General features: G+C 64.5%; 21 protein-coding genes. 10 read left to right on the top strand and 11 right to left on the bottom strand.

All coding sequences use genetic code 11. The annotated features are described in order from the left end of the window. Window positions 1-162: 162 nt before the first annotated feature. Complete coding sequence (gene cbiB, locus LB547_RS01205; RefSeq protein WP_140738808.1) at window positions 163-1,131, bottom strand: adenosylcobinamide-phosphate synthase CbiB; 969 nt, start codon at window positions 1,129-1,131, stop codon at window positions 163-165. Here cbiB and cobD point away from each other — a divergent pair. Then, window positions 1,130-2,176: a threonine-phosphate decarboxylase CobD gene (cobD, locus tag LB547_RS01210; protein ID WP_140760906.1), complete on the top strand. Its 1,047-nt coding sequence runs from the start codon at window positions 1,130-1,132 to the stop codon at window positions 2,174-2,176. The two genes, cbiB and cobD, sit on opposite strands and share 2 nt — an antisense overlap. Beyond that, complete coding sequence (locus LB547_RS01215) at window positions 2,173-2,682, top strand: tyrosine phosphatase family protein (RefSeq protein ID WP_140495608.1); 510 nt, start codon at window positions 2,173-2,175, stop codon at window positions 2,680-2,682. The genes cobD and LB547_RS01215 overlap by 4 nt, the downstream gene beginning before the upstream one ends. 3 nt (window positions 2,683-2,685) lie before the next feature. Here LB547_RS01215 and LB547_RS01220 read toward each other — a convergent pair whose 3' ends face one another. Together LB547_RS01220 and LB547_RS01225 are read right to left on the bottom strand one after the other, a co-directional pair. Continuing rightward, window positions 2,686-3,489: a creatininase family protein gene (locus LB547_RS01220; RefSeq protein WP_140760892.1), complete on the bottom strand. Its 804-nt coding sequence runs from the start codon at window positions 3,487-3,489 to the stop codon at window positions 2,686-2,688. 54 nt (window positions 3,490-3,543) lie between these two features. Then, the gene (locus LB547_RS01225) at window positions 3,544-3,927 is read right to left on the bottom strand and encodes a RidA family protein (protein WP_140555017.1); all 384 of its coding nucleotides are present in this window, start codon (window positions 3,925-3,927) and stop codon (window positions 3,544-3,546) included. Between the two features lie 269 nt (window positions 3,928-4,196). Here LB547_RS01225 and LB547_RS01230 point away from each other — a divergent pair, with 269 nt between their 5' ends. The 7 genes from LB547_RS01230 to LB547_RS01260 all read left to right on the top strand — a co-directional run bounded on the left by LB547_RS01230 (window position 4,197) and on the right by LB547_RS01260 (window position 11,033). After that, window positions 4,197-5,201, top strand: coding sequence for an ABC transporter substrate-binding protein (locus LB547_RS01230; protein WP_140760880.1), 1,005 nt, complete (start codon window positions 4,197-4,199; stop codon window positions 5,199-5,201). An 11-nt stretch (window positions 5,202-5,212) separates the two neighbouring features. After that, the gene (locus LB547_RS01235) at window positions 5,213-6,034 is read left to right on the top strand and encodes an ABC transporter ATP-binding protein (RefSeq protein ID WP_140760866.1); all 822 of its coding nucleotides are present in this window, start codon (window positions 5,213-5,215) and stop codon (window positions 6,032-6,034) included. After that, window positions 6,021-6,869 carry an ABC transporter permease gene (locus LB547_RS01240; RefSeq protein ID WP_140516383.1) on the top strand — a complete coding sequence of 283 codons (849 nt, stop codon included), beginning with the start codon at window positions 6,021-6,023 and terminating at the stop codon, window positions 6,867-6,869. The genes LB547_RS01235 and LB547_RS01240 overlap by 14 nt, the downstream gene beginning before the upstream one ends. A gap of 4 nt (window positions 6,870-6,873) precedes the next feature. Then, the gene (locus LB547_RS01245; protein WP_140760853.1) at window positions 6,874-8,175 is read left to right on the top strand and encodes a cytosine deaminase; all 1,302 of its coding nucleotides are present in this window, start codon (window positions 6,874-6,876) and stop codon (window positions 8,173-8,175) included. After that, window positions 8,175-9,578 carry an FAD-binding oxidoreductase gene (locus tag LB547_RS01250; protein WP_140579837.1) on the top strand — a complete coding sequence of 468 codons (1,404 nt, stop codon included), beginning with the start codon at window positions 8,175-8,177 and terminating at the stop codon, window positions 9,576-9,578. Before LB547_RS01245 ends, LB547_RS01250 begins: the two co-directional genes overlap by 1 nt. 286 nt (window positions 9,579-9,864) lie before the next feature. Further along, on the top strand, window positions 9,865-10,446 hold the full coding sequence (locus LB547_RS01255) for an NAD(P)H-dependent oxidoreductase (RefSeq protein ID WP_140623234.1): 582 nt from the start codon (window positions 9,865-9,867) through the stop codon (window positions 10,444-10,446). Continuing rightward, window positions 10,446-11,033, top strand: a complete 588-nt coding sequence (locus LB547_RS01260) for an NAD(P)H-dependent oxidoreductase (RefSeq protein ID WP_140623236.1) — start codon at window positions 10,446-10,448, stop codon at window positions 11,031-11,033. The genes LB547_RS01255 and LB547_RS01260 overlap by 1 nt, the downstream gene beginning before the upstream one ends. A gap of 46 nt (window positions 11,034-11,079) precedes the next feature. On the opposite strand, the gene LB547_RS01265 is transcribed toward LB547_RS01260, so the two are convergent. The 4 genes from LB547_RS01265 to LB547_RS01280 are packed head-to-tail and all read right to left on the bottom strand — an operon-like array spanning window position 11,080 to window position 17,743. After that, complete coding sequence (locus LB547_RS01265) at window positions 11,080-13,539, bottom strand: GcvT family protein (protein WP_140623238.1); 2,460 nt, start codon at window positions 13,537-13,539, stop codon at window positions 11,080-11,082. Next, window positions 13,536-14,717: a pyridoxal phosphate-dependent aminotransferase gene (locus LB547_RS01270; protein ID WP_140495619.1), complete on the bottom strand. Its 1,182-nt coding sequence runs from the start codon at window positions 14,715-14,717 to the stop codon at window positions 13,536-13,538. Before LB547_RS01270 ends, LB547_RS01265 begins: the two co-directional genes overlap by 4 nt. Continuing rightward, window positions 14,717-17,170, bottom strand: a complete 2,454-nt coding sequence (locus LB547_RS01275; protein ID WP_140495620.1) for a GcvT family protein — start codon at window positions 17,168-17,170, stop codon at window positions 14,717-14,719. Before LB547_RS01275 ends, LB547_RS01270 begins: the two co-directional genes overlap by 1 nt. 30 nt (window positions 17,171-17,200) lie before the next feature. Further along, window positions 17,201-17,743 carry a helix-turn-helix domain-containing protein gene (locus LB547_RS01280; protein ID WP_181167629.1) on the bottom strand — a complete coding sequence of 181 codons (543 nt, stop codon included), beginning with the start codon at window positions 17,741-17,743 and terminating at the stop codon, window positions 17,201-17,203. 223 nt (window positions 17,744-17,966) lie between these two features. Here LB547_RS01280 and LB547_RS01285 point away from each other — a divergent pair, with 223 nt between their 5' ends. Then, window positions 17,967-18,671: a nitroreductase gene (locus LB547_RS01285; RefSeq protein WP_140516370.1), complete on the top strand. Its 705-nt coding sequence runs from the start codon at window positions 17,967-17,969 to the stop codon at window positions 18,669-18,671. A gap of 24 nt (window positions 18,672-18,695) precedes the next feature. Here LB547_RS01285 and LB547_RS01290 read toward each other — a convergent pair whose 3' ends face one another. From LB547_RS01290 to LB547_RS01305, 4 genes are all read right to left on the bottom strand, one after another. Further along, window positions 18,696-20,138, bottom strand: coding sequence for an MFS transporter (locus tag LB547_RS01290; RefSeq protein ID WP_140760838.1), 1,443 nt, complete (start codon window positions 20,136-20,138; stop codon window positions 18,696-18,698). Window positions 20,139-20,297: 159 nt separating this feature from the next. After that, the gene (soxG, locus tag LB547_RS01295) at window positions 20,298-20,885 is read right to left on the bottom strand and encodes a sarcosine oxidase subunit gamma family protein (RefSeq protein ID WP_140760824.1); all 588 of its coding nucleotides are present in this window, start codon (window positions 20,883-20,885) and stop codon (window positions 20,298-20,300) included. Beyond that, window positions 20,878-23,871, bottom strand: coding sequence for a sarcosine oxidase subunit alpha (locus LB547_RS01300; protein WP_140760807.1), 2,994 nt, complete (start codon window positions 23,869-23,871; stop codon window positions 20,878-20,880). Before LB547_RS01300 ends, soxG begins: the two co-directional genes overlap by 8 nt. Beyond that, entirely contained in the window at window positions 23,868-24,164 is a 297-nt protein-coding gene (locus LB547_RS01305) for a sarcosine oxidase subunit delta (protein ID WP_140516363.1), read from the bottom strand. Before LB547_RS01305 ends, LB547_RS01300 begins: the two co-directional genes overlap by 4 nt. Window positions 24,165-24,186: the final 22 nt, after the last annotated feature.

Here is a 24,186-nt window from a genome sequence, read left to right on the forward strand (position 1 = left end):
GGCGGGTGCGAGAAACGCGACTGCCGAGCTCGTCGACCCCCACTCCGTCTCGGCTTCGCCGAGCCACCTCTCCCCCGATCGACGGGGGAGAGGAAAGGCGCGAACCTGTTGCAGCCCGGCTCCCTTCCTCCCCTTCGAGAGAGAACTCACGGGGGGGTGAGATCATGCCAGAATGACGATCGCCGAAACCACGCCGAACAGCGCAATCAGCAAATAATCGGCGACGCGGTAGAGTTTCAGCGCCCGCCTTATGTCGATGCTGTCGGCTTCGCGCCGGCCGCCTTCGCCCATGAACGCGTCGTCGACCGTTACGCCGCCATAGCTGCGCGGCCCGGCGAGCGCCAGGCCAAGTGCGCCGGCCATCGCCGCCTCCGGCCAGCCGGCATTGGGCGAGCGGTGCTTTTTCGCGTCGCGCCGCACCGCCTGCCATGCGGCTTTCGCGTCGGCGCCTTTCACCAGGAAAGCCGCCAACGTGATGAGCAACGCCGTCAGCCTCGACGCCGGCAGGTTGATCCAATCGTCGAAGCGTGCGGCTGCCCTGCCGAACGCTTCGTGGCGCGGCGTGCGATGGCCGATCATCGAATCGGCGGTGTTGGCGGCCTTGTAGGCGGCGCCGCCGGCGAGGCCGCCAACACCCGTCCAGAAGGCGGGGGCAACGATGCCGTCGGAAAAATTCTCGGCCAGGCTCTCGATCGCCGCGCGGCAGACGCCGGCCCTGTCGAGGGTTTCGGGATCGCGGCCGACGATGCGCGAGACGGCGGCGCGGCCCATGTCGAGGCCGCCCGAGTCGAGCGCATCGGCGACGGCCTCGACATGCTCATAAAGGCTCCGCTGCGACAGGAACGATGTTGCCAGAAGCGCGGTGATGAACAGTCCCAGGGGAATGAACCAGAGCAGGATCTGCACGGAGAGGCCAATTAGCGCCGGCACCAGCACGATGACCAGAAGCGCCTGGACACCACGTTGGCGACGCAGTGCGTCGGGATCAGTGGCGCGGTTGAGCCTGCGATCGAGAAAGGATATCAGCCTGCCAAACCAGGTCACGGGATGGCCGATGGCGCGAAACAGCCAGTCGGGGTAGCCCAGCGCGGATTCGATGGCCAATGACAGGAAAGCGATCAGGACTGACATGAAGCTTCTTGAAGGAGCGGTGGACCATGGTGGAAGTCTCGGCCGGGCAAGGGCGCTTTTCCCCAACGCCCCGCAGCCTTTCGTCGACCTCTCGACCGGAATCAATCCGCACTCCTACCCGCTTTTCGAGCTGCCCGCCACCTCGCTGTCGCGATTGCCGGAAGCGGGGCGGACGCGTGAGCTGACGGCGATCGCGGCCAGTAGCTATGGTGCGCCCTCGCCAGCCAATGTCGTCGCTGCGCCCGGTACGCAGATCCTGCTGCCGCGCGTGGCATCGCTGGTCGCGCCGGGCAAGGCGCTCGTACTGGGGCCGACCTATGCCGAACATGCCCGCGCGGCGGCGATCGCGGGGCACGAGGTGATCGAAGTCAGCGGTTTCGCTGATCTGGCGGATGCCGACCTTGCCGTCGTGGTCAACCCGAACAACCCGGATGGGCGCATCGTCGAGCGCGACCGGCTGCTGGCGCTGGCCGCCGGTTTGCGCGCCAAGGGCGGGCTGCTGGTCGTCGACGAGGCGTTCATGGATGTCGGCCCGCGCGAACACAGCCTTGCCGGCGATGTCGGCCAGGGCGGCATCGTCGTGCTGCGTTCTTTCGGCAAGTTTTTTGGGCTGGCCGGCCTGCGGCTTGGATTCGCGCTTGCCGATGCGCCGACGGCCCAACGGCTGGAAACGCAATTCGGACCTTGGGCCGTCGCCGGCCCGGCGCTGGAATATGGCATTCGCGCACTTGCCGATATCGGCTGGCAGGACGCGATGCGCGCATCGCTTGCGGAGGCATCGGTTCGGATCGACGGACTGTTCAGCCGCTTCGGCGTGCCTGCCGCGGGCGGCACCACATTGTTCCGCTATTTCAGCCTGCCGGATGCCGCCGGCTTGTTTGCAGCGCTTGGCGAGCGCGGCATCCTGCTTCGCCATTTCACCGACCGCCCGCACGTCCTGCGGGCAGGCCTGCCGGGGAACGAGGAGGAGTGGCTGCGGCTCGAATCCGCCCTTGCCGAATGGGCGGCGCGGCGCGAGGATCGAGCGAAAGGTATCGAACCATGATTCATGTCTGCTCGCTGGCAAAGGTCGAGGAAACAGTGGCGAGGACCGGCGCCGAGCGGCTGCTGTCGCTGTTGGCCGCCGGCACCGATGTGCTCCGCCCGGCCTCGATCATGAGGGAAAACCATCTGCACCTGGTCATGCACGACATCGCGGCGGCGCAGGATGGCATGACCATGCCGGGCGAGGAGCATGTGCGCAATCTGCTCGATTTCGCGCGCCGCTGGGACCGCGCAAGGCCGATGGTCGTTCACTGCTATGCCGGCATCAGCCGCTCGACAGCCTCCGCCTATATCATCGCTGCCGCGCTGGCGCCGAAACGCGACGAGGCCGAGCTGGCCCGGACGTTGCGGAGGTTGTCGCCTTCGGCGACGCCCAATCCGCGGCTGATCGCGGTGGCCGACGCGCTGCTTGGTCGAGGCGGCCGCATGATCGCGGCAATCGAAGCGATCGGGCGCGGCGCCGATGCCTTTGAAGGCAACCCGTTCGAACTGAGGATCGACGGCTAGAGGCTACTTCAGCCAATCGGCGAGCTTCGCCTTGCGTACGTCCCTAAGCAGGCTGACGAAACCATCAGCCTGATGTTCCGCTGTCAGCCGACCTTTTTCAGCCGTGGCAATGCTGGCGTCGCCGACCACGCCGTTCGGGTTGAGATCGCTGGCGATCCAGGCGAAGGCGTGGGTGCCGGTGTGCCGCAGCAGCGCGAATTCCTTCTCGGCCTTGGCGACATTGGACACGAAATTGTCGGCCCTGGCCATGTCGACGAGATCCGGCCGGAAATGCAGCATCAGCGAGGTCTCGACGTCGCCGCCATGGATGCCGTGGCGGTCCTCGAGTTCGGTGTACATGCCGGCCGGGCGGCCGAAGCGTTGCCAACTGGTCTTCACCGCCAGCATCTTTTCGCGCACCCGCAATTCGCGCGTGACGATGCCCATGATCTCTTCGTTGCCGCCATGCGAGTTGACGACGACCAGCTTGCGCACGCCTGCCCGCGCAATCGACACGCCAAGCTCGGTCCAGGCGTCCGCCAGCGTCGTTGCCGGCAAAGTAAGCGTGCCCGGCGCGTGAAGATGCTCGTTCGATTTGCCCACCGCCTGGACAGGAAGGATGCGGATGTCGAGATCGTCGGGCAGGCGGGCGATCACCGTGTCGAGCATGCCGTTCATGATCGAGGTGTCGGTCGAGACAGGCAGATGCGGTCCATGCTGCTCGATCGCCGCCACCGGCAGTACGGCGATCGTCGCTTCGGGATCGATCGAGGCATATTCGGTGGTCCGATAGTCACCCCACCACACACGTCTTTTTGCTACGGCCATGTCATGCCTCTTCGATGAACGGTGAGACCTAGCGCGAGATACACGGCGTGTCGATCACCCGGCCGCGATGGCCTCGACCTCGACCTTGAATTCAGGCCGGGCAAATCCGCTGACGATCATCAGGGTCGAGGCCGGCGCGGGGTTCGAAAAAAGCCGGTCGCGAACATCCATATAGGGTCTCAGATGCGCGCGGTCGGTGACATAGGCGTTGATGCGAACGATATTGCCGAGCCCCAGCCCCGCCTCGCCGAGGATCGCGGCGATGTTCTTGAAGCAAAGCTCGGCCTGGGCGCCGGCGTCTTCGGGGATCTGGTCGTCCGCCGTGATCGCGACCTGGCCTGAACACAACACCAGCCGCTTGCCCGGGGGCACTTCGACGCCGTGACTGTAGCGGGCAAAAGGCGGCTTGATCGACTTCGGGGTGAGGAACTTGAACATGGCAATCTCCTGGATACCGCCAGCCTAAGACTGGATTCATCACAGCTTCAAGATGGCGGTGCATGTCGCCGGTGCGATTGTGGACAGGCGTTTAAAAAATAGGCACGATGCCTCCGGTGCAGCACGACCTTTCCGGCGTTCGCAGATGGCTGTGGTGCAGGCGGGCGGGTCCCGGCGCGAGACGCCGGTGGCATGTGTCTTGCTTCTTGAATCTCTGGTGTCGAGCCTGGCGCGTGGCGCGCCGGAGCAAACAAAGGGTGGTGGTGTCGATGTACGGAAAACTGAAGATGTCGGTAGCGGCGGTGGCCGTGCTTGCAGCGAGCACGCTTGGTGCCGCGGCAAATGAAAAAGTCACCTTCGGCACCAACTGGCTGGCCGAGCCGGAACATGGCGGCTACTACCAGGCCGTGGCCGACGGCACCTATGCCGCCTGCGGCCTCGACGTCACCATCATGCAGGGTGGCCCGCAGGTCAGCGGCCGGCCGATGCTCCTGGCCGGCAAGATCGATTTCTACATGGGCGGCAACCTGCTGTCGGCCTTCGACGCCGTCCAGCAAGGCATTCCGATGCGCGTGGTGGCGGCGGACTTCCAGAAGGATCCGCAGGTCATCATGTCCCATCCCGGCGAGGGGCTGGACAAATGGGAGGACCTGAAGAACGCCGAGCAGTACATTCTGGGCGACGAGGGCGCGCAGACCTTCTTCCAGTGGATGATCATCGAACTCGGCTTCGACGCGGCCAAGCGCGTGCCCTACACCTACAACACTGCTCCCTTCCTCGCCAACAAGAAGTCGATCCAGCAAGGCTATGTCACCTCCGAGCCGTTCGCGGTCAAAAAGGAAGGCGGCTTCGTGCCCAACCAGTTCCTGCTCGCCGACTATGGCTGGGACACCTATTCGACGACGATCGAGGTGATGCAGGACACGATCGACAAGAAGCCGGAGGTGGTCCAGTGCTTCGTCGATGGCTCGGCCAAGGGCTGGTACAACTATCTCTACGGCGACAACAAGGCCGCCAACGACATGATCAAGAAAGACAATCCTGACATGACGGATGAGCAGATCGCTTTCTCGATCGAGCAGATGAAGAAGTTCGGCCTAGCCGATTCCGGCGACACCGAGAAGCTCGGCATCGGCGCCATGAACGAGGCGCGGATCAAGAGTTTTTACGACAAGATGGTCAAGGCCAAGGTCACGCCCGCCGGCATCGACATCACGAAAGCCTACACGCTGGCCTTCGTCAACAAGGGCGTCGGGCTCGAGCTGAAGAAATAGGCCGTCCCGGCATGATGCAGGAAAAGGTGGCGCAAGCGCCAGTGAAGACTTCGGTCTCCTTGTTGGCGCTGCGGGGCGTCGGCAAAGTCTTTTCCAATGGCGTGACGGCGCTCGCCGACGTCGACCTGGCGATCCGGGAAGGGGATTTCCTCAGCCTGCTCGGGCCGTCCGGCTGCGGCAAGTCGACGGCGCTCCGGCTGATCGCCGGCCTGTCGACGCCGACCTCCGGCATGCTCGACTGGCGTGCGGGCGGTTCGCTCGACCGCTCGAACATCGGCTTCGTGTTCCAGGAGCCGACATTGCTGCCCTGGGCCAGCGTCTTCGACAATGTCTGGCTGCCGCTCAGGCTGAAGGGCGTCAGCCGCGCCAAGGCGGCACCGGTGGTGACCGAGATGCTGGCAAGGGTTCATCTCACCGGCTTCGAGCACGCGGTGCCGCGCGAACTGTCGGGAGGCATGAAGATGCGCGTCTCGATCGCACGGGCCCTGGTGACCAAACCGCGCGTGCTTTTGATGGATGAGCCGTTCGCGGCCCTCGACGAAATCACTCGCTTCAAGCTCAACAACGATCTGCTGGAGTTGTGGCAGGACGAGCGCTTCACCGTCGTCTTCGTCACGCATAGCGTCTTCGAAAGCGTGTTTTTGTCCAACAGGGTTGTCGTGATGGCGGCGCGGCCAGGCAGGATCTTCGACGAGCTTGCCATCGATGCGGCCTATCCGCGCGACGAGACCTTTCGCACCTCCCCCGATTATGCGGCGCTGTGCCGGCAGACGTCCGACGTGCTGGCCAAGGCCATCAATTCAATTGCAGGCTCGCATCATGACGACCCTTGACGGTGCATTGAAACTCGACCCCGAGGAAGCACGCCGCGCGCGCCAGGAGCGGCTCGAGCGGATCGGCCGCTGGGTTCTGCCGCTGGCGATCATGATCCTGGCGATCTGGCTGTGGGACCGTATCTGCGTGTGGAATGAAATTCCGCAATACATCCTGCCGCGTCCCGGTGTGGTGCTGGCAACGCTCTACAACGACGCCGGCCTGCTGTTCTCCGCACTGCTGGTCACCTTGCGCATCACCTTCCTCAGTCTGCTCCTTGCCGTCATCGGCGGCGTCGGGCTGGCGGTGCTGTTCGCGCAGTCAAAATGGGTGGAGATGTCGTTCTTTCCCTTCGCCATCGTGCTGCAGGTGACGCCGATCGTGGCCATCTTCCCGCTGATCAACATCTATGTCGACAACCAGACGACCAAGCTTCTGCTCTGCGCCTGGATCGTCGCCTTCTTTCCGATCCTCTCCAACACCACCCTCGGCCTGAACTCGGTCGACCGCAATCTGCGCGACCTGTTCAAGCTCAACGGCGCAACGCGCTGGCAGCAATTGCGCTATCTCAGGCTGCCGGCGGCGATGCCGTATTTTCTCGGCGGGCTGAAGATCGCCGGCGGCCTGTCGCTGATCGGCGCGGTGGTGGCCGAGTTCGTCGCCGGCGCCACCGGCCAGTCTTCGGGCCTCGCCTCGCGCATCATCGAGGCCGGCTACCGGCTGAACGCGCCCAGGCTGTTCGCGGCGCTGTTCCTGATCTCGCTGACCGGCATCCTGATCTTCCTCGTGCTGTCGCTGATTTCGCATCTCATCTTACGGCGCTGGCACGAGAGCGCGCTGAAGCAGGAGCGGTAGCGCCTTGATTCCGAACACAGGTTCATACCGGCTCGCCAACGCACGCGTTCATCGGTCCGTTACGCCTGGCCTTGCCGCGCCCTTCGACGGCGACGGTTTCGCACTTGCCGACATCGCGGTGGGCGACGGCAAGATTTCCAGCATTGCTGTTCCTGGCAGATCGAACGCACCTGCCGATGCGATCGACCTCGGCGGGCGGATTCTGCTGCCGTGCTTCATCGATTGTCACACCCATATCGACAAGGGCCATATCTGGCCGCGAAAACCCAATCCTGACGGCACTTTCATCGGGGCGCTGAATGCCACAGGTGCCGACCGCACTGACCGCTGGAGTGCCGAGGACGTGGCGCGGCGCATGGATTTCTCGCTGCGCTGCGCCTACGCGCATGGCACCAAAGCACTGCGCACGCATCTGGACAGTGTCCCGCCGCAGGAGGAAATCTCCTGGCCGGTGTTCGAGACGATGCGCGAGAGGTGGCGCGGCCGCATCGAGTTGCAGGGCGCCTGCCTGATTGGCGTCGAGGGCGTGCGCGACAAGAATTGGTTCGACAGGCTGGCCAAAAGGGTGGCCGCCGCCAAGGGCGTGCTTGGCGTCGTCACCTACATGGTGCCGGATCTGGAAGAACTGCTCGACCATGTCTTCTCCCAAGCCGTCAAGCATGGCCTCGATCTCGATTTCCATGCCGACGAGACCAACGACGTCGCGGCGATCTCGCTGAAGAAGATCGCCGAGGCGTCGCTGTGGAGCGGCTTCGAGGGCAAGATCCTCGTCGGCCACTGCTGTTCGCTGGCGCGCCAGCCGGACCTCGAGGTGCTGGACACGCTGGACAAGGTGGCGAAAGCCGGGCTGGCGATCGTCTCGCTGCCGATGTGCAATCTCTATCTGCAGGACCGGCGGCGCGATCAAACCACGCCGCGCTGGCGCGGGGTAACGCTGCTGCACGAGATGAAGGCGAGGGGCATTCCGATCGCGGTCGCCTCCGACAATACCCGCGATCCGTTCTATGCCTATGGCGATCTCGACATGCTGGAGGTCTACCGCATGGCGACGCGCATCCTGCATTTCGATCATCCGGTCGCCGATTGGCCGCAGGCCGTCACGGCAACGCCGGCTCACGTGATGCGGCTCGATGGTTTCGGCACGCTTGCCGCCGGCGCCGATGCCGATTTCATCGTCTTCAAGGGCCGCAGCTGGACGGAATTGCTGTCGCGGCCCGAATCGGATCGCATCGTGGTGCGCGCCGGGTGGGCGATCGACCGGCAACTGCCCGACTATGCCGAACTCGACGAGCTGATGGTGGACTGATGGATATCGCCGCGCTGAAACGCGATCTCGACGGGATAAAACTCGACGACAATCCGGCCATCGTCCAGCAGAAAAGCCGCGATTTCTACTGGTACAGCCCGGTGCTGAAGCAGCAGCTCGATCACGTCACCGGCGATCTTGTCGTGACGCCCAAGAACGAGGCCGAGCTGATCCGCGTGCTCGCCGCCTGCCACCGGCATGGCGTGCCAGTGACGCCGCGCGGCAGCGGCACAGGCAATTACGGCCAGGCGATGCCGCTCTCGGGCGGCGTCGTGCTCAATCTCGCCGAGATGAACGAGATCAAGTCGATCGCGCCGGGGCGTGTGGTGACCGGGCCGGGCGCTGTGCTGGCCGACATCGACAAGGCAACGCGGGCGCATTCCGGCCAGGAACTGCGGCTCTCACCCTCCACCTACAACACCGCCTCGATCGGCGGCTTCATCGCCGGCGGTTCGGGCGGCGTCGGTTCGATCAATTTCGGCGGCTTGCGTGATTTCGGCAATGTGCTGCGCCTGCGCGTGGTAACCATGGAGGCCGAGCCGAGGGAGCTCGAACTCACCGGCGAGGATCTGCACAAGGTGACCCACGCCTACGGCACCAACGGTATCATCATGGAAGTCGAGATGCCGCTGACCGCGGCCTATGAGTGGATCGACATCATTGTCGGCTTCGACGCCTTCATGAATGCGGCGCGCTACGGCAACGCGCTGGCCTGCCAGGACGGCATCCTGACCAAGCTGATCACGCCGATCGCGGCACCGGTGCCGCAGCTCTATTTCAAACGGCACCAGAAATTCCTGAAGGATGGGCAGAGCATCTGCGTCGTCATGGTGGCGCGGCATGGGCTGGACGCCTTTCTCGCTTTCACGCGGCGGGCTGGAGGCGAGGTGGTCTTCAATGCCGCGACGGCGACGCCAGAGGAGAAAAAGGGCCTGCCGCCGGCCTATGAGCTGGCCTGGAATCACACGACGCTCAGGGCGCTGCGAATCGACCCCGACATCACCTATCTGCAGTCGCTCTATCCCTTTCCCAACCAGCTGGCGCTGGTCGAGAAAATGGACGCGATGTTTCCAGGCGAAGTATTCTCGCATCTGGAGTTCGTGCGGCTGGATGGCAACATCACCTGCTTCGGCCTGCCGCTGGTCAAGTTCACCACCGAGGCGCGGCTCGACGAGATCATCCGCTTGCATGAGGAGAATGGCTGCCCGATCTTCAACCCGCATCGTTACACGCTGGAAGAGGGCGGCATGAAGCAGACCGATGCGGTGCAACTCGCCTTCAAGCGCGAGACCGATCCGCAAGGACTGCTCAATCCCGGCAAGATGATCGCCTGGGAAAACCCGGATTATGACTACCGTTCGGGACGAACTTTTCTGTTCAAGGGGCTGCAGAGGACGGGATGAGGAGAGGTTCGCGCTTGAACACCCCCCTCTGGCCTGCCGGCCCGGGCCCTTCGCTGTCGCTTCGGGCGTTCGTCGCTCGGAAAGCCAAGAAATTGGCTTCCCGTCCGCTGCGCGGACCACTCCTCACCCCCCGCATGGGGGGAGATCGGCAGCTTAAGCGCTGCCGCCAACCTGCCGCGCTGACAATTGGCGAAAGCAAGGAGATAGTCCGATCTCCCCCCTTGCGGGGGAGATGCCCGGCAAGGCAGAGGGGGGTGCCTCGCGCTGACCCAGGCAATGCCTCGCCATGAACATCCTCGTCGTCCACGCCCATCCGGTCGAAACCAGCTTCAATGCCGGCCTGCACCGGACGATCGTCGAGCGACTGACGGCTGCCGGTCATGCGATTGACGACTGCGACCTCTATGCCGAGGATTTCGACCCGCGGCTCTCTCGCCAGGAACGGCTAGACTATCACAATCCGCGCGGCTCCGCCGACCCTGCGGCGCCGTATGTCGAACGCCTGTTGCGTGCCGATGCGCTGGTGCTTTCCTATCCGGTCTGGAATTACGGCTTTCCGGCAATTCTGAAAGGGTTCTTCGACCGCGTCTTCCTGCCCGGCGTGTCGTTCAAGCTGGTCGACGGCAAGGCGCAGCCGTCGCTGCACAAAATCAGGAAGATCGCGGCGGTCACCACCTATGGCGGCAGCCGGTTCCGCGCCATGCTGATGGGTGACCCGCCGCGCAAACTGGTCCAGCGCATGCTGCGCGCCACAGTCAAGCCGGGCGCTTCGGTTTCCTACCTGGCGCATTATTCGATGAACATTTCGAGCGACGAGACGCGCAAGGCGTTCTTGGCCAAGGTCACGGCCAGCATGGACAGATTCTGATGCGCGCGCTGGTGGTTTATTGCCATCCGGTGCCGGAGAGTTTTTGCGCCGCTATCCGCGACACCGCCGTGGAGGTGCTGACGCGAAAGGGCTGGGACGTGCGGCTGCTCGACCTCTATGCCGAGAAGTTCGATCCGGTGATGAGCTGCGAGGAACGGCGTTTCTACAACAACCAGGCGCCGCAGGACCTTGCCCTGAAGCCGCATTTCGAGCTGCTCAACTGGGCCGAGGCGATCCTCTTCGTCTATCCGACCTGGTGGTACGGGCTGCCGGCGATGCTGAAGGGTTGGCTCGACCGGGTGTGGGCGACGGACGTCGCCTTCAAGCTGCCGGCCGGCAAGGGGCGGATCAAGTCGCTGATGCGGCATGTGACCAAGGTCGGCGTCATCACCACCTGCGGCGCGCCGACATGGTGGAGCGTCGTCGTCGGCCAGCCCGGGCGCAAGACCTTGCTGCGCGGCATGCGCGCGCTGTGCGCCACGCGCTGCCGGACTTTCTTCATGGCGCACTATCTGATGGACGCCTCGACGCCGAAGACGAGAGCCGCGTTTCTGGCGAAGGTGCGGGCAAAGCTGGAGCGGTTTTGAGGGGGCGAACTGCCCTTCTCCCCTTGTGGGAGAAGGGAAAACCGCGCTACATCTTCACCCGTTCCGATTTCGGATCATACATCGGCTTCAGCGATGCCTCTGCCGCAAACCGCTCGCCGGCGATCTCGACCTCATAGGACGAGGCCAGCACATCCGCCTCGGTCTCGTCCTGGCAGGGCACATAGCCCAGCCCGATCGCGCCGCCGAGATGGTGGCCGTAATTGCCTGAGGTGATCGGACCGACGATCTTGCCGTCGCGCAGGATCGCCTCGTTGTGGAAGAGCAGCGGTTGCGGGTCCTTCAGCCGGAACTGGACCAGCCGGCGGCTCAATCCGGCTTCCTTCTTCTTCAACACCGCGTCGCGGCCGATGAAATCGCCCTTGGCCGTCTTCACCGCGAAGCCGAGGCCGGCTTCCAGCACATTGTCCTCGTCGTTGATGTCGTGACCGAAATGGCGGAAAGCCTTTTCGATGCGGCAGGAATCGAGCGTATGCAGCCCGCACAGCTTGAGGCCGACATCGGCGCCGGCCGCTTCGATGGCTTCAAAGACGTGGGCCGCCTGGTCGGTCGAGACATAGAGCTCCCAGCCGAGTTCACCGACATAGGTGACGCGATGGGCGCGGGCGAGTCCCATGCCGATTTCGATCTCCTGGAAGGTGCCGAACGGGTTGTTCTCGTTGGAGAAGTCATTCGGGCTGACCTTCTGGATCAGTTTTCGCGCATCCGGGCCCATCAGGCAGAGCACGCTTTCGGCAGCGGTTACATCGGTGATGACGACAAACGCCTCATCGACGTGCCGGCGTAGCCAGGCGAGGTCGCGCTGCAGCGCGGCGCCGGGCACGACGAGGAAATAGGCGGTGTCCGACAGGCGCGACACCGTGAGATCGCTCTCGATGCCGCCGCGCCGGTTGAGCATCTGCGTGTAGACGATCTTGCCCGGCGCCACGTCTATGTTGTTGGCGCAGAGTTTTTGCAGGAACGCGCAGGCGTCGCGGCCCTCGACGCGGATCTTGCCGAACGAGGTCATGTCGAACAGGCCGACCTTGTTGCGGACGGCGAGGTGCTCCTCGCGCTGGTTGTCGAACCAGTTCTGCCGCTTCCAGGAATAGCGGTACTCGCGCTCCTGTCCCTCGCGCGCGAACCAGTTGGCGCGCTCCCAGCCGGCGACCTCGCCGAACACGGCGCCGCGCGCCTTCAGATGCTCATGCAGGGGTGAACGGCGCACGCCGCGCGATGTCGCCATCTGGCGATAGGGGAAATGGTCGGCATAGAGCAGGCCGAGCGTTTCGGAGACGCGCTCCTTGAGGTAACGGCGGTTCTTCTGGAAAGGCTGGGCGCGGCGGATGTCGACTTCCCACAGGTCGAACGGTGCCTCGCCGTCGTTGATCCACTGTGCCAGCGCCATGCCGGCGCCGCCTGACGAGACGATGCCGATCGAATTGTAGCCGGTCGCCATCCAGTAGCCACGCAGTTCCGGCGCCTCGCCGAGATAGTAGCGGTCGTCGGGCGTAAAACTCTCGGGGCCGTTGAAGAAGGTGTGGATGCCGGCGGTCGCCAGCATCGGCATGCGGTTTACGCCCATTTCCAGGATCGGCTCGAAATGGTCCATGTCCTCGGGCAGTTGATCGAAGCAGAAGTCCTCGCGGATGCCGTCCATGCCCCAGGGCTTGGCCACCGGCTCGAAGGCGCCGAGCATCATCTTGCCGGCGTCTTCCTTGTAATAGGCGCACTCGTCGGGCACGCGCAGCACCGGCAGGCGGCTCAGCCCCGGGATCGGCTCGGTGACGAGGTAAAAATGCTCGCAGGCGTGCAGCGGGATGGTGACGCCGTTCTGGGCGCCCAGTTCGCGCGCCCACATGCCGGCGCAGTTGACGACGATGTCGGCCTCGATCGTGCCTTGCTCTTCGCCCTGCGCCCAGGACACGCCGGTGACGCGGCCCGCCTTGGTGTGGACCTTGGTGACCTTCACATTCTCCACGATGGTGGCGCCGCGTTGGCGCGCGCCCTTCGCCAGCGCCATGGCGATGTTGGCGGGGTCGCACTGGCCATCAAGCGGCAGATGCACGGCGCCGACGACGTCGGACACATTGAGATGCGGGTACATCTCCTTGACTTCCCTGGGCGAAATCTCGCGCACGTCGACATCGAAGGCGCGGGCGAGTGACGCCTGACGATAGATCTCGTGCTTGCGCTCCTCGGTCAGCGCGACGGTGATCGAGCCGACTTGGCGCATGCCGGTGCCGACCTCGGTCTCGGCTTCCAGCTTGACGTAGAGGTCGGCCGAATATTTCGCCAGCCGCGTCATGTTCTGCGAGCCGCGCAACTGGCCGATCAGGCCGGCGGCATGCCATGTCGTGCCCGAGGTCAGCTGCTTGCGCTCCAGAAGGACGATGTCGGTCCAGCCGAGCTTGGCCAGGTGATAGGCGACCGAGCAGCCCGAAACGCCGCCGCCGATGATGACGGCCCTTGCCTTGGCGGGAATGGTTCTGGGGGAAGGGATGTTCATGCGGCCTCGCGGCGGTAGCTGGAGACAAAGCGGCGCAGCCGGAGTGCTGCTTCCCGCAAGACGGGTTCCGGCTGGCACAGGCTGACGCGGATATGGCCTGCCGCGGCCTCGCCGAAGCTGGAGCCGGGCATGACGCCGACCTTCTCCTTGTCGAGGAAGGCGAAAGCGAATTTCTCGTCGTCGGATTCGACGGCCGATATGTCGAGCATGACATACATGCCGCCTTCGGAGCCGCGCACGCCGACATCGTTCATGCCTCGCACGGCGTCGAGCAGGACGGCGCGTCGCGCCGCATAGCGTTCGGCGATTTCCTTCACGCCATAACCCTTCTCCAGCGCCTCGGTGCAAGCGATCGAGATGAAGGCCGGGAGGCCGTAGGTCGTCACCAGATTGAGGTTGGTCAGCAGCGAGATCATCTCGCTGGGGCCGGTCAGCCAGCCCATGCGCCAACCGGTCATGCCATGGCTCTTGGACATGGAATTGATGACCAGCGTGCGCTCGGCCATGCCGGGCAGGGAACGCGGCGAGATGTGCTCGCCACCGCCGAGCGTCCAGTAGACTTCGTCGGACAGCAGCCACAAATCGTGCTCGCGGCAGACCTCGGCCAGCTGTTCCAACCGTTCGCGCGAATAGACGGCTCCGGTCGGGTTGTTCGGCGTGTTGATCAGGATGGCGCGCGTATTCGGCCGAAGTGCCGCCCGGATCATGTCGGCGCGGGGCTGGAAACCGTCCTCGGCCGGCGTCTCGACAACCGTGAAGGTCGCGCCCGCGGCGCTGAAGGTGTTGGGGTAGGTCGCGTAGTATGGCGCGACCACGATGGCGTGGTCGCCCGGATCGAGCACGGCCTGCACGGCGGCGTAGAGCGCCGCCTGGCCGCCCGGCGTGGCGATGACCTGGTCCGGCGTCGTCCCGACGCCCGTGCAGGCGACCGAGGCCGCCGCCATCGCCTTGCGCAGGCGCGGCAGGCCGGGCAAAGGGGTATAGTGGTGATTGCTGCCGCGAACCGCGGTCACGCAGGCCTCGATCGTTTCGGAAGGTGTGTCGAAATCGTGATCGCCGACCGACAGCATGATGATGTCCTCGCCGGCTTCCTTGCGGGCCCACGCGGCGAAATGGACTTCCCAGCCATCCTTGCCCGACGGCACGATGCCTGAAATGCGCGATGATGGTTTTGGCATCAGGCTCTCAACCTTTCGTTTTTCGGATCCCACAAAGGCTCATCGTTCTGCACGACCGCCTTGAAACGGTCGCCGAAGATCTCGATCTCCACGGCGGTGCCGGGCTCCGCCAGATCGGCACGCAGCATGCCGAGCGCGATCGACTTGCCGACGCGATGACCCCAGCCGCCCGACGTCGTCTCGCCGACGATCTGGCCTTCACGCCACAGCGTCGACATGTAGGGCGCGTCGCAATCGCCGGGGTTTTCCACCACCAGCGTGACGAAGCGCTTCCTGACGCCCTGCTGTTTCTCGTTCTGCAGCGCTGCCTTGCCGCGGAACTCGGGCTTGTCCCATTTGACGAACCGCTCGAGCCCGCCTTGCAGGATCGAATAGTCGGTCGAAAGGTCGCCCTTCCAGGTGCGGTAGCCCTTTTCGAGCCGCAGCGAATCCAGCGCGTACATGCCGAATGGTTTCAGGCCGTGCGGCTGTCCCGCCGCGCAGATGGTGTCGAAAACGGCGGCGGTGTCGTCGACCCTGGTGTGGATTTCCCAGCCGAGTTCGCCGGCGAAGGAGACGCGGACCAGCTTCGCCCAGCGCCCGGCGATCTTGGTTTCCTGATGCGTGAGCCACGGCAAGGTCAGGTCGGCCTCACAGACGGCGGCGAGGATTTCCCGCGACTTGGGTCCGGCCAGGATTTGGGTGGAGAATTCCTCGGTCCGGTCGATCAGCTTGAAAGTCGCATCCACGGGCATGTGCGATTTCAGCCATTCGAAATCATGCCATTGCGCCACCGCCGCGGTGATCAGCGTCATGGATTCCTCGCCGTGGCGCACCACCGACATTTCGGTGACGATGCGGCCCTTGTCGTCGGAGAAATAGACGAGACCGATGCGGCCGGGCTTCGGCACGAGGCCGGTCACTTGCCGGCTAAGCCATTCGGCGGCGCCCGGACCTTCGAGGTTGAAGCGCGAAAAACCCGGCAGGTCGAGGATGCCGGCGGCGTCGCGGACGGCCAGGCATTCCTCGCGCACGCGGTGCTGCCACGGCCCGTCGCGACGGAAGGTGAGCGTTGCTTCCTCCGAGACGTCGTCGCCATCCTGCGCATACCAGGTGGCGCGCTCCCAGCCATTATAGGCGTCGAAGCGCGCGCCGAACGCCTTCATGCGATCATGGATCGGCGACAATTTCCTGTCGCGTCCCGCCGGCCAGGCATGGCGCGGAAACTGGATGGCGTATTCGTTGCCGTAGATCTCCATGCCTTTGGCAACGCAGTAATCCGGAGCCGAAGCGAAGGACGTGAAGCGGCGCGGGTCGCAAGACCACATGTCCCATTCGGTCTGGCCTTGCGTGACCCATTCGGCCAACACCTTGCCTGCACCGCCGCCTTGCGCGATGCCGAAGGTGAAGACGCAGGCCTCGAACGCATTGGGGACGCCCGGCATCGGCCCGATCAGCGGATTGCCGTCCGGCGCATAGGGGATCGGGCCGTTGATGACCTTGGACAGGCCGGCGGTGCCCAGGATCGGCACGCGGGCGACGGCGTCGGCCAGATAATGTTCCAGCCGGTCGAGATCGTCGGGGAAAAGCTGGAAGGAAAAATCCTCCGGCATCGGATCGTTGTGACCCGCCCAATGCGCGCGGCAATTGCGCTCATAGGGGCCGAGATTCATGCCGTTCTTTTCCTGGCGCAGATAGTAGGAAGTGTCGACGTCACGCAGCAGCGGCAGCTTCCTGCCCTGTTCCTTCGACCATGCGGCGAGTTCGGGGATCTCCTCGAACAATATGTACTGATGGCTCATCACCATCATCGGCACCTCGCGGCCGAACATTTTTCCAACTTCGGCGGCACGGTAGCCGGCGGCGTTGACGACGATCTCGCAGCGGATCTCGCCTTGCGGCGTCACGACCACCCATTCGTCCCTTTCGCGGCGCACGCCTGTCACCGGGCAGAAGCGTATGATCCGGGCACCCATGTCGCGCGCGCCCTTGGCCAGCGCCTGGGTCAGCTGCGCCGGATCTATGTCGCCGTCGCTCGGGTCGTAGAGGGCGCCTTCCAGCTCATGCGTCTCGATGAAGGGATAGCGGCGCTTGATCTCGTCCGTGCCGACGATATCGATGTCCATGCCCTGGTAGCGGCCCATGCCCTTGGCGCGCTGGAACTCCTGCATGCGCTCTTGCGTGTGGGCAAGCCGCAGGGAGCCGGTGACATGGTAGTTCATGGGATAGTCGACGGCCTCGGCCAGCCCGCGATAGAGCTCGGTCGAATAGCGCTGCATGTTCATCAGCGACCAGGACGAGGAGAAGGTCGGCACGTTACCGGCGGCATGCCAGGTCGAGCCGGAGGTGAGTTCATTCTTTTCCAGGAGAACGCAGTCGGTCCAGCCCGCCTTGGCGAGATGGTAGAGCGAGGAGGCGCCGACGACACCGCCTCCGATGATCACCACGCGTGCCGTGCTCGGCAAACCGGCCATGTTCTTCTCCAACCCTTGGTCCAATTTCATTCAATAAACTGGCGGCGAAACCACCCAGATGACGACCGCCGGCTCCATTCCCGGATTGCGCCAGCGGAATGGCTTGCCCTCGAAGCGAAAGGAATCGCCTTCGCCGAGCCGATGCCATGTCCCCGATATTTCGATGTCGAACGTCCCCGACACGACATATCCAGCCTCTTCGGTCGGCCGACGCGCCTCGCTCTTGAGCTCGGCGCCCGGCGCGAAGACGGAACGCAGCATCTCGAAGCTACCGCCGAGATCGGGCGACAGAAGCTCCTCCATGAGGCCGGATTCGCTTGTGCCAAGGGTGCGGCGGCTGCCGGCCCGCACGACCGCGCCGCGCTCGCTTTCGACAGGCACGTCGTGGCCGAAGAACAGGCTGACCGGCACGCCGAACAGTTCGCCGAAAGCCCGGAGATCACTGAGCGACGGTGTCGACAGGCCGCGTTCGACCTGGCTGACCCAGCCGACCGACCGGCCGAGTTTCAGGGCGATCTCGGCGAGCGTCAACCCTCGCGCCTTGCGCAGCGCCCTGATGTCGCTGGCCAGCAATCGCTCGTAATTTCCCTGCAATGCTTTCGCTGTAGTTGGAGGCAAATCGCGCTCTCGTGAAAAAATCCCATCAAATTTCATGAGATGCCGGAGCGGTGAAAAAATCAAGCGGATTTTCACGGGTGCACAAGATTTGCTTGCGCGATTTTGGCGGTTCATGCAAAGGCTCGGCCGCGAGCGGCGAGTGGGAACGTCCGATCGGGACACAGGGTAAGGACGGCCCATGCTTGGAAAGAAGGCTCGAATCACGGTTGATGCCGAGATCGTCGACGACGCGATCGTATCGCGCCGGTCGGTGCGCGCTTTTCTGCCCGACATGGTCGACGACAACACGATCCGCGACATACTGGCGGTCGCGGCACGCGCCCCTTCCGGCACCAATATGCAGCCATGGCGGGTCTATGTCACCAAGGGTGACACCAAGCAGCGGATATCGGATGCCATCCTGAATTCCGGCATCCGTGCTGAAAAGGCCGATTGGGACGAATATCGCTATTATCCCACGCAGTTCTTCGAACCCTACCTGACCCGCCGCCGCGCCAACGGTTTCGGGCTCTACGGCGCGCTCGGCATCGGTCGCCGCGAGGTCGACAAGATGCGTGCCCAGCACGACCGCAACTTCGTCTTCTTCGACGCGCCGGTCGGCATGATCTTCACCATCGACCGCCGGCTTAACCAGGGTTCCTGGATCGACTACGGCATGTTCCTGCAGAACATCATGGTTGCCGCGCGGGGCAGGGGCTTGCACACCTGTCCGCAGGCGGCGTTCGCGCCCTATCACCGGCAGATCAGGCCGGTGCTCGGCATTCCCGACGAGGAGATCGTCGTCTGCGGCATGGCGCTCGGTTATGAAGATACGTCGAAGCCCGAAAACGCCTTCCGAACCGACCGCGTGCCGCTGGAGGAATGGGTGACGTTCAGCGAGTAGGCCGCTGCTGCGCTGCGACATCCGCTATTCCGTGTTCATCTGGGCGCCATGGCCGCTGACATGGGCGCCATCCTGCGGCGTCAGCTTGAGATAGGCTGATAGCGCGCACAGCGTGATGACACCCTCGATCACGAACAGTATCCGGAAGTCATTGGCGACGGCCGGGCCGCCGCCGGCCAGAAACGATAGTGCCGCGGCGGCCAGGCCGACGCTGATCGCCACCGCCAGTTGCCACAATATGTAATAGAGCGCGCTGAAGCGGGCGAGCTGATCGGGCGCGATGTCGGAATAGGCAAGGTTGCCGGTCGACGCCCATTGCGCGGAACGGAAGACGCCGAAGATGAAGATGTAGGCAAGCACGATCCACACCGGTGTGGTCGCCTGCATCAGGGCAAAGCCCGCAACCATGGCCGCGACGACGGGCGTGTTGAAAACCAGCACGCGGCGGAAACCGAAGCGGTTGAGCAGGCGAGGCATGAAGACACGCATGACCACCGACCCGACCGCGGCGACGAAGGTCAGCGATCCCGCCTGTACCGCGCTCATGCCGAAGCCGAGCTGGAACATCAGCGGCAGCAGGAAGACGACGGAGCTGAGGCCGATCGTGTCCAGACCGCCGCCGGTGAGGAAGGAGATGCGGAAGGTGCGGATGCGCAGGAGCTTGAGGTCGAGCAAGGGATTGCGCACGCGCAGGCAATAGAACGAGGCGACCGTCAGGATGACCAGCGCCAGGGCAAGCTCGGCCGCGATCACGCCGGCGGCCGCATCTTTCGCCGCCAGCGAATCCATGCCGAAGACAAGCAGGACCATGCCGCTGCCGACCAGCAGGAAGCCCGGGAAATCGAACGGTGTGCGCACGGGTTTGGTCACCGTCGGAAACAGCGAGGCGGCAAGGACAGCCGCGGCCAGCGCGAAGGGCACGTTGATGAAGAAGATCCAGCGCCAGGAAATGTAAGTGGTCAGCGCGCCGCCGACGAGCGGACCGACCAGCGGGCCGGACTGGCCGGCCAGCGAGATATACATGTTGATCTTCAGCGTCCGGCTTCGAGGGAAGGTCGACAGGATGACGACCTGACCGAGCGTGCCCATCAGCGCGCCGCCGAAGCCCTGCAGCGCGCGGGCGCCGACCAGCGTCCAGATGTTGTCGGACAGGCCGCACAGCGCCGACGAGGCGGCGAATACCAGCAGCGCAAAGCAATAGACGTTGCGCAGGCCGAAGCGGTCGGCGGCCCAGCCGCCGAGCGGCATCGAGATGATCAGGCTGGCGACGTAGACCGTGATCAGCAGGCCAAGCTGGCTCGGTGGACGGCCAAGGCTTTCGCTGATGCCGGGCAGCGCCGTCACCACGACATTCTGGTCGAGACTGGTCATGAACACGCCGCAGGCGACCGTCAGCGGCAGCAGGAGCAGGGCTCTGGCTGGCACATCGGCGCGATCGGTGGCGCCGGCGGATATTTCTGCGGTCATGGAGATATTCGAACCAAACGGATGCGCGGATTCTGGAGACGGGTTTTGTTACCCTTCGGACCGGCTTGACGGCCATATCACGCCATTATGACGGCCGCCGGTGCATTGCTGTAGCGTCAGAGCCGGCCGGCCTTGATGCCAGAATCCGTCGAGGCGCGCCTACTGGACCTCGTAGCCGACTTCCTCGCTGGCGTGACACAGCGCCTTCCAGAAGGAGCGTGCGAAAGAACGGAAGACGTAGATGTCGAACTGGTCGCCGCCGGTGCGCTGGACCTGGGCGAAGACATCGTGATGGGTGGTCGAGCGGCCGGCGCCGAGCGGGAAGGCCGGCAGCGCGAAATCGATGGCGAAGAACTTTGCCAGCACCCATTCGGCCTTCGGACCGGCGATGCGGATCGCGGTGCGGCCATGCGAAAGATCGGTCACTGTGCCGATGGCGGGGGTCACCACGCCCGCGAAAGCCGCGGCCAGCCCCTCGGCTTCGTCGGCTACGGTGAACTTTCCCGGTGCGAAACCGAATGCCGATTTGGCGCCATTGGTGGCGCCACCGCCGGCACCGTCGGGCAACGTAAGCCCGGTGACGGCGCGGATGCCTGATATCAGTTTCTTCTCTTCGCCCGGCCAGGCGGCGAGCTGCACGATCGAGCCCGGTCTCGTCTCGGTCAGGATGACTTCGACACCATGTTCGAAATTGCCGTGCGAGCCGATATGGAATTCCGGTTCCAGCGGTGAAAGGCGCTCAACCATGCATGCGGCTCCCATCCGGATCGTAGAAGTGGTTGGAAACGATCTCGACCGGCCCGAACCGGTTGCGCAGCGGATCGGAGACATGGGCGCGCGAGCCGTGCCTGGCCTTGCCGCCTTTGACCAGCGCCAGCGCGATGTGCTTGCCGAGCGCCGGCGAATAGCAGCAGGCCGTGATGTGGCCGATCGAGCCGTGCGGGTTGGACTCGTCAAGCTCCTCGACGATATGCGCGCCGCCGTTGAGCGGCCTGTTGTCGAGCGAGACTAGGCCGACAAGTTCCAGCCGGTCGGGCGAGATGAGGCCCTCGCGGTCCATCATCGCCGAGCCGATAAACGGCTTCTTCTTCGACAGCATCCAGTCGAGATGCAGGTCGCGCGCCGTGGTGCGGCCGTCGATCTCGGCGCCCGTCACATGGCCTTTCTCGATGCGCATCGTGCCCAGCGCTTCCAGTCCGTAGGTTACAAGTCCGAACGGCTTGCCGGCCTCGACAAGCGCTTCCCAGACATGGGTGCCGTGGTCGGCGCCGCAATAGACCTCGAACGCCATTTCGCCGGAAAAGGACAGCCGGCAGATCATCACCGGCACACCAGCGATCTGGCCATGCACGATGCCCATGAACGGCAGCGCCGCATTGTCGACAGCGGTGCCGACGACGCAGCCGGCCAGGATCTGCCTGGCTTTCGGCCCGCCGATCGCGGCACCCGCCCACTGGTCGGTCACGGAGGTGACATGAACCTTGAGCTCCGGCCAGACCACATCGAGGAAATATTCCAGATGCTGCATAACCTTGCCGGCATTGGCCGTGGTGGTGGTCATCAGGAAATCCTGTTCGCCGAGCCGCCATGTGGTACCGTCGTCGAAGGCCAGCCCGTCCTCGCGCAGCATCAGCCCGTAGCGCGCCTTGCCGACGGCCAGCGTGGAAAACATGTTGGTGTAGACACGGTCGAGGAATTCGGCCGCGTCCGGACCTTGCACCGCGATCTTGCCCAGCGTCGAGACATCGACGATGCCGGCGCTTTCGCGCGTCGCCCTGGCCTCGCGCACATAGGCCTGCTCGACCGTTTCGCCGGCAAGGCCGTAGATCATCGGCCGGTACCACAGGCCGGCGGAATACATGGTTGCGCCATTGGCGACATGCCAGTCATGCATCGGCGTCAGCCGTTCGGGCTTGAGGTCGCCGAAGCGCTCCGCCGCCAGTGATCCGATCGAAACCGGTGCAAAAGGCGCCCGGAAGCGTGTCGTGCCGACTTCCGGGATCGGCTTGCCCAGCGCCTCGGCCATGATGGCCAGGCCGGGGACGTTGGAATTCTTGCCCTGGTCGGTCGCCATGCCGAGCGTGGTGTAGCGTTTCAGATGCTCGACCGAGACGAAGCCTTCGCGGTGCGCCAGCCGCACGTCCTCCGACGTCACGTCGTGCTGGAAGTCGACGAAGCTCTTGCCGCTGGCCCTGATCTCGAACACCGGCGCCGGATCGGGATCGCAAGCTACGGCTTCGACCGGGGGCAGTGCGGCCGGCGTGGCTTGCGCGCCTGCCGCGGCAAGGCCCGCGGCGCGGCCCTCGATCATCGCTTCGGCCGTGGAAAAGCTGCCGGTGAAGGCGCCGGCGCCAATCCAGTTCTGCGTCGGCTTCGGCGGCAGGAAGGCTTGTCGGGCGGCATTCCACTGCGCCTTGCCGCCGGCCTGGCTGGCCAGATGGATGGTTGGCGACCAGCCGCCCGACATCAAGAGGCAGTCGGCATGGATGCTGCGAGAATCGCCGGTGAGCGTGCCGTTGGTCATGTCGAAGCGCTGCAGCTTGACGCCGGAGAGCGCCTTGCCGCCCTCAGTGGCGATCACGGCATGGCCGGGAAAGATCTCGGCTTCGGTCTCCTCGGCCAGCTTGCGCATTTGGCCAGAAAGCTCGGGGCGGACATCGACAATCGCGGCAATCCTTGCGCCGGCCTTCTTCAGCGCCAGGGCGCAGCGATAGGCGCTGTCATTGTTGGTGAACAGCGCGACCGTCTGCCCCGCCAGCACGCCGAATTCGTTGGCGTAGCGCTCCGCGGCATGGGCCAGCATCACGCCCGGGCGGTCATTGCCCGGGAATACAAGCGGCCGTTCGAAAGCGCCGGTGGCCAGCACAACCGACCGTGCGCGGATCGCCCAGTAGCGATGGCGCGGTTCGCCCTTGCCGTGTGTCTCCTTGTGATCGGTGACCCGTTCAAGGGCGGCAAGCGTATTGCTGTCGTAGTAGCCCCAGACCGTGGTGCGCGGCAGAAGCCGGACATTGTCGTAACCCTCGAGCTGGGCCACGGTTCGCCTGGCCCAGTCGGCCGCCGGCAGGTCATCGATCGTCTCGTTCGACCAGTTGGCAGAGCCGCCGAAACGCGGATCGAGTTCGGCAAGCATGACGCGCGCGCCCTGATCAGCAGCGGCCTTGGCGGCCGTCAGCCCGGCAGGGCCGGAGCCGACCACCAGCACGTCGCAAAAGGCGTTCATGCGCTCATAGCGCGCCGGGTCGGCGGCGGAACCGGCACGGCCGAGGCCGGCCGCGCGGCGGATGAAATGCTCGCAGAACATCCAGAAGCGCGTGCCCTTCAGCGGCCCGATCACCGGACCCATGAAGGTCTTGTAGTAGAAGCCGGCCGACAGGAGCTTGCCGCCGAGCTGGTTGACGGCGCTGACGTCCCAAGCCAGCGAGGGAAAACGGTTCTGGCTGACGGCGACCAACCCGTCATGAATCTCGACCATGGTCGCCGCGATGTTGGGCTCGCGAACCTCGCCCTTCAGCACCGTCACCAGCGCGTTCGGCTCTTCCACGCCTGCTGTCAGGAGGCCGCGCGGGCGGTGGTATTTGAACGAGCGCCCGTAAAGCGTGACGCCGTTGGCCAGCAGTGCCGAAGCCAGCGTATCGCCGGCATGGCCGGTGTAGGACGCGCCATCAAAGGTGAAGCGGATGGTCTTCAGCCGGTCGATGCGGCCGCCGGTCTCGGTCCGGCGCGGGCTCACGATCTGCCCTCCGCCTTGCGACGCGCGACCGGGCCGTGATCGCCGCGTGCGAAGGCGACGCTGGAAATCTCATGCGTCAGCGTGTTGCGCACGACCCTGAGATGCGCGCGGCAGCCGCCGGAATGCTGCCAGATCTCGTTGTGGTCTCCGGCCGGGTTCAGCCGGTCATAGACATAGGCGTTCCAGGCTTCGAAGTTCTGCGAGGCGGGGTCGGGACGCTCGCGGTTGCCGTCACCCTGGTAGGTGAACTCGATGACGTCGCGCGGGCCGCAATAGGGACAAGTGATCAACATCGGATATTCCTGGTGCAGCCTT

Source organism: Mesorhizobium sp. B264B1B (genome assembly GCF_020165765.1).
In the GTDB taxonomy this organism is placed as follows: Bacteria; Pseudomonadota; Alphaproteobacteria; order Rhizobiales; family Rhizobiaceae; genus Mesorhizobium.

What these genes read in the sequence shown, in the direction of transcription:
- cobD (WP_140760906.1), top strand. Translation starts at nt 1,130, where the DNA reads ATGAAGCTTCTTGAAGGAGCGGTGGACCATGGTGGAAGTCTCGGCCGG.
- cbiB (WP_140738808.1), bottom strand. Translation starts at nt 1,131, where the DNA reads ATGTCAGTCCTGATCGCTTTCCTGTCATTGGCCATCGAATCCGCGCTG.
- LB547_RS01215 (WP_140495608.1), top strand. Translation starts at nt 2,173, where the DNA reads ATGATTCATGTCTGCTCGCTGGCAAAGGTCGAGGAAACAGTGGCGAGG.
- LB547_RS01220 (WP_140760892.1), bottom strand. Translation starts at nt 3,489, where the DNA reads ATGGCCGTAGCAAAAAGACGTGTGTGGTGGGGTGACTATCGGACCACC.
- LB547_RS01225 (WP_140555017.1), bottom strand. Translation starts at nt 3,927, where the DNA reads ATGTTCAAGTTCCTCACCCCGAAGTCGATCAAGCCGCCTTTTGCCCGC.
- LB547_RS01230 (WP_140760880.1), top strand. Translation starts at nt 4,197, where the DNA reads ATGTACGGAAAACTGAAGATGTCGGTAGCGGCGGTGGCCGTGCTTGCA.
- LB547_RS01235 (WP_140760866.1), top strand. Translation starts at nt 5,213, where the DNA reads ATGATGCAGGAAAAGGTGGCGCAAGCGCCAGTGAAGACTTCGGTCTCC.
- LB547_RS01240 (WP_140516383.1), top strand. Translation starts at nt 6,021, where the DNA reads ATGACGACCCTTGACGGTGCATTGAAACTCGACCCCGAGGAAGCACGC.
- LB547_RS01250 (WP_140579837.1), top strand. Translation starts at nt 8,175, where the DNA reads ATGGATATCGCCGCGCTGAAACGCGATCTCGACGGGATAAAACTCGAC.
- LB547_RS01255 (WP_140623234.1), top strand. Translation starts at nt 9,865, where the DNA reads ATGAACATCCTCGTCGTCCACGCCCATCCGGTCGAAACCAGCTTCAAT.
- LB547_RS01260 (WP_140623236.1), top strand. Translation starts at nt 10,446, where the DNA reads ATGCGCGCGCTGGTGGTTTATTGCCATCCGGTGCCGGAGAGTTTTTGC.
- LB547_RS01265 (WP_140623238.1), bottom strand. Translation starts at nt 13,539, where the DNA reads ATGAACATCCCTTCCCCCAGAACCATTCCCGCCAAGGCAAGGGCCGTC.
- LB547_RS01270 (WP_140495619.1), bottom strand. Translation starts at nt 14,717, where the DNA reads ATGCCAAAACCATCATCGCGCATTTCAGGCATCGTGCCGTCGGGCAAG.
- LB547_RS01275 (WP_140495620.1), bottom strand. Translation starts at nt 17,170, where the DNA reads ATGGCCGGTTTGCCGAGCACGGCACGCGTGGTGATCATCGGAGGCGGT.
- LB547_RS01285 (WP_140516370.1), top strand. Translation starts at nt 17,967, where the DNA reads ATGCTTGGAAAGAAGGCTCGAATCACGGTTGATGCCGAGATCGTCGAC.
- LB547_RS01290 (WP_140760838.1), bottom strand. Translation starts at nt 20,138, where the DNA reads ATGACCGCAGAAATATCCGCCGGCGCCACCGATCGCGCCGATGTGCCA.
- soxG (WP_140760824.1), bottom strand. Translation starts at nt 20,885, where the DNA reads ATGGTTGAGCGCCTTTCACCGCTGGAACCGGAATTCCATATCGGCTCG.
- LB547_RS01305 (WP_140516363.1), bottom strand. Translation starts at nt 24,164, where the DNA reads ATGTTGATCACTTGTCCCTATTGCGGCCCGCGCGACGTCATCGAGTTC.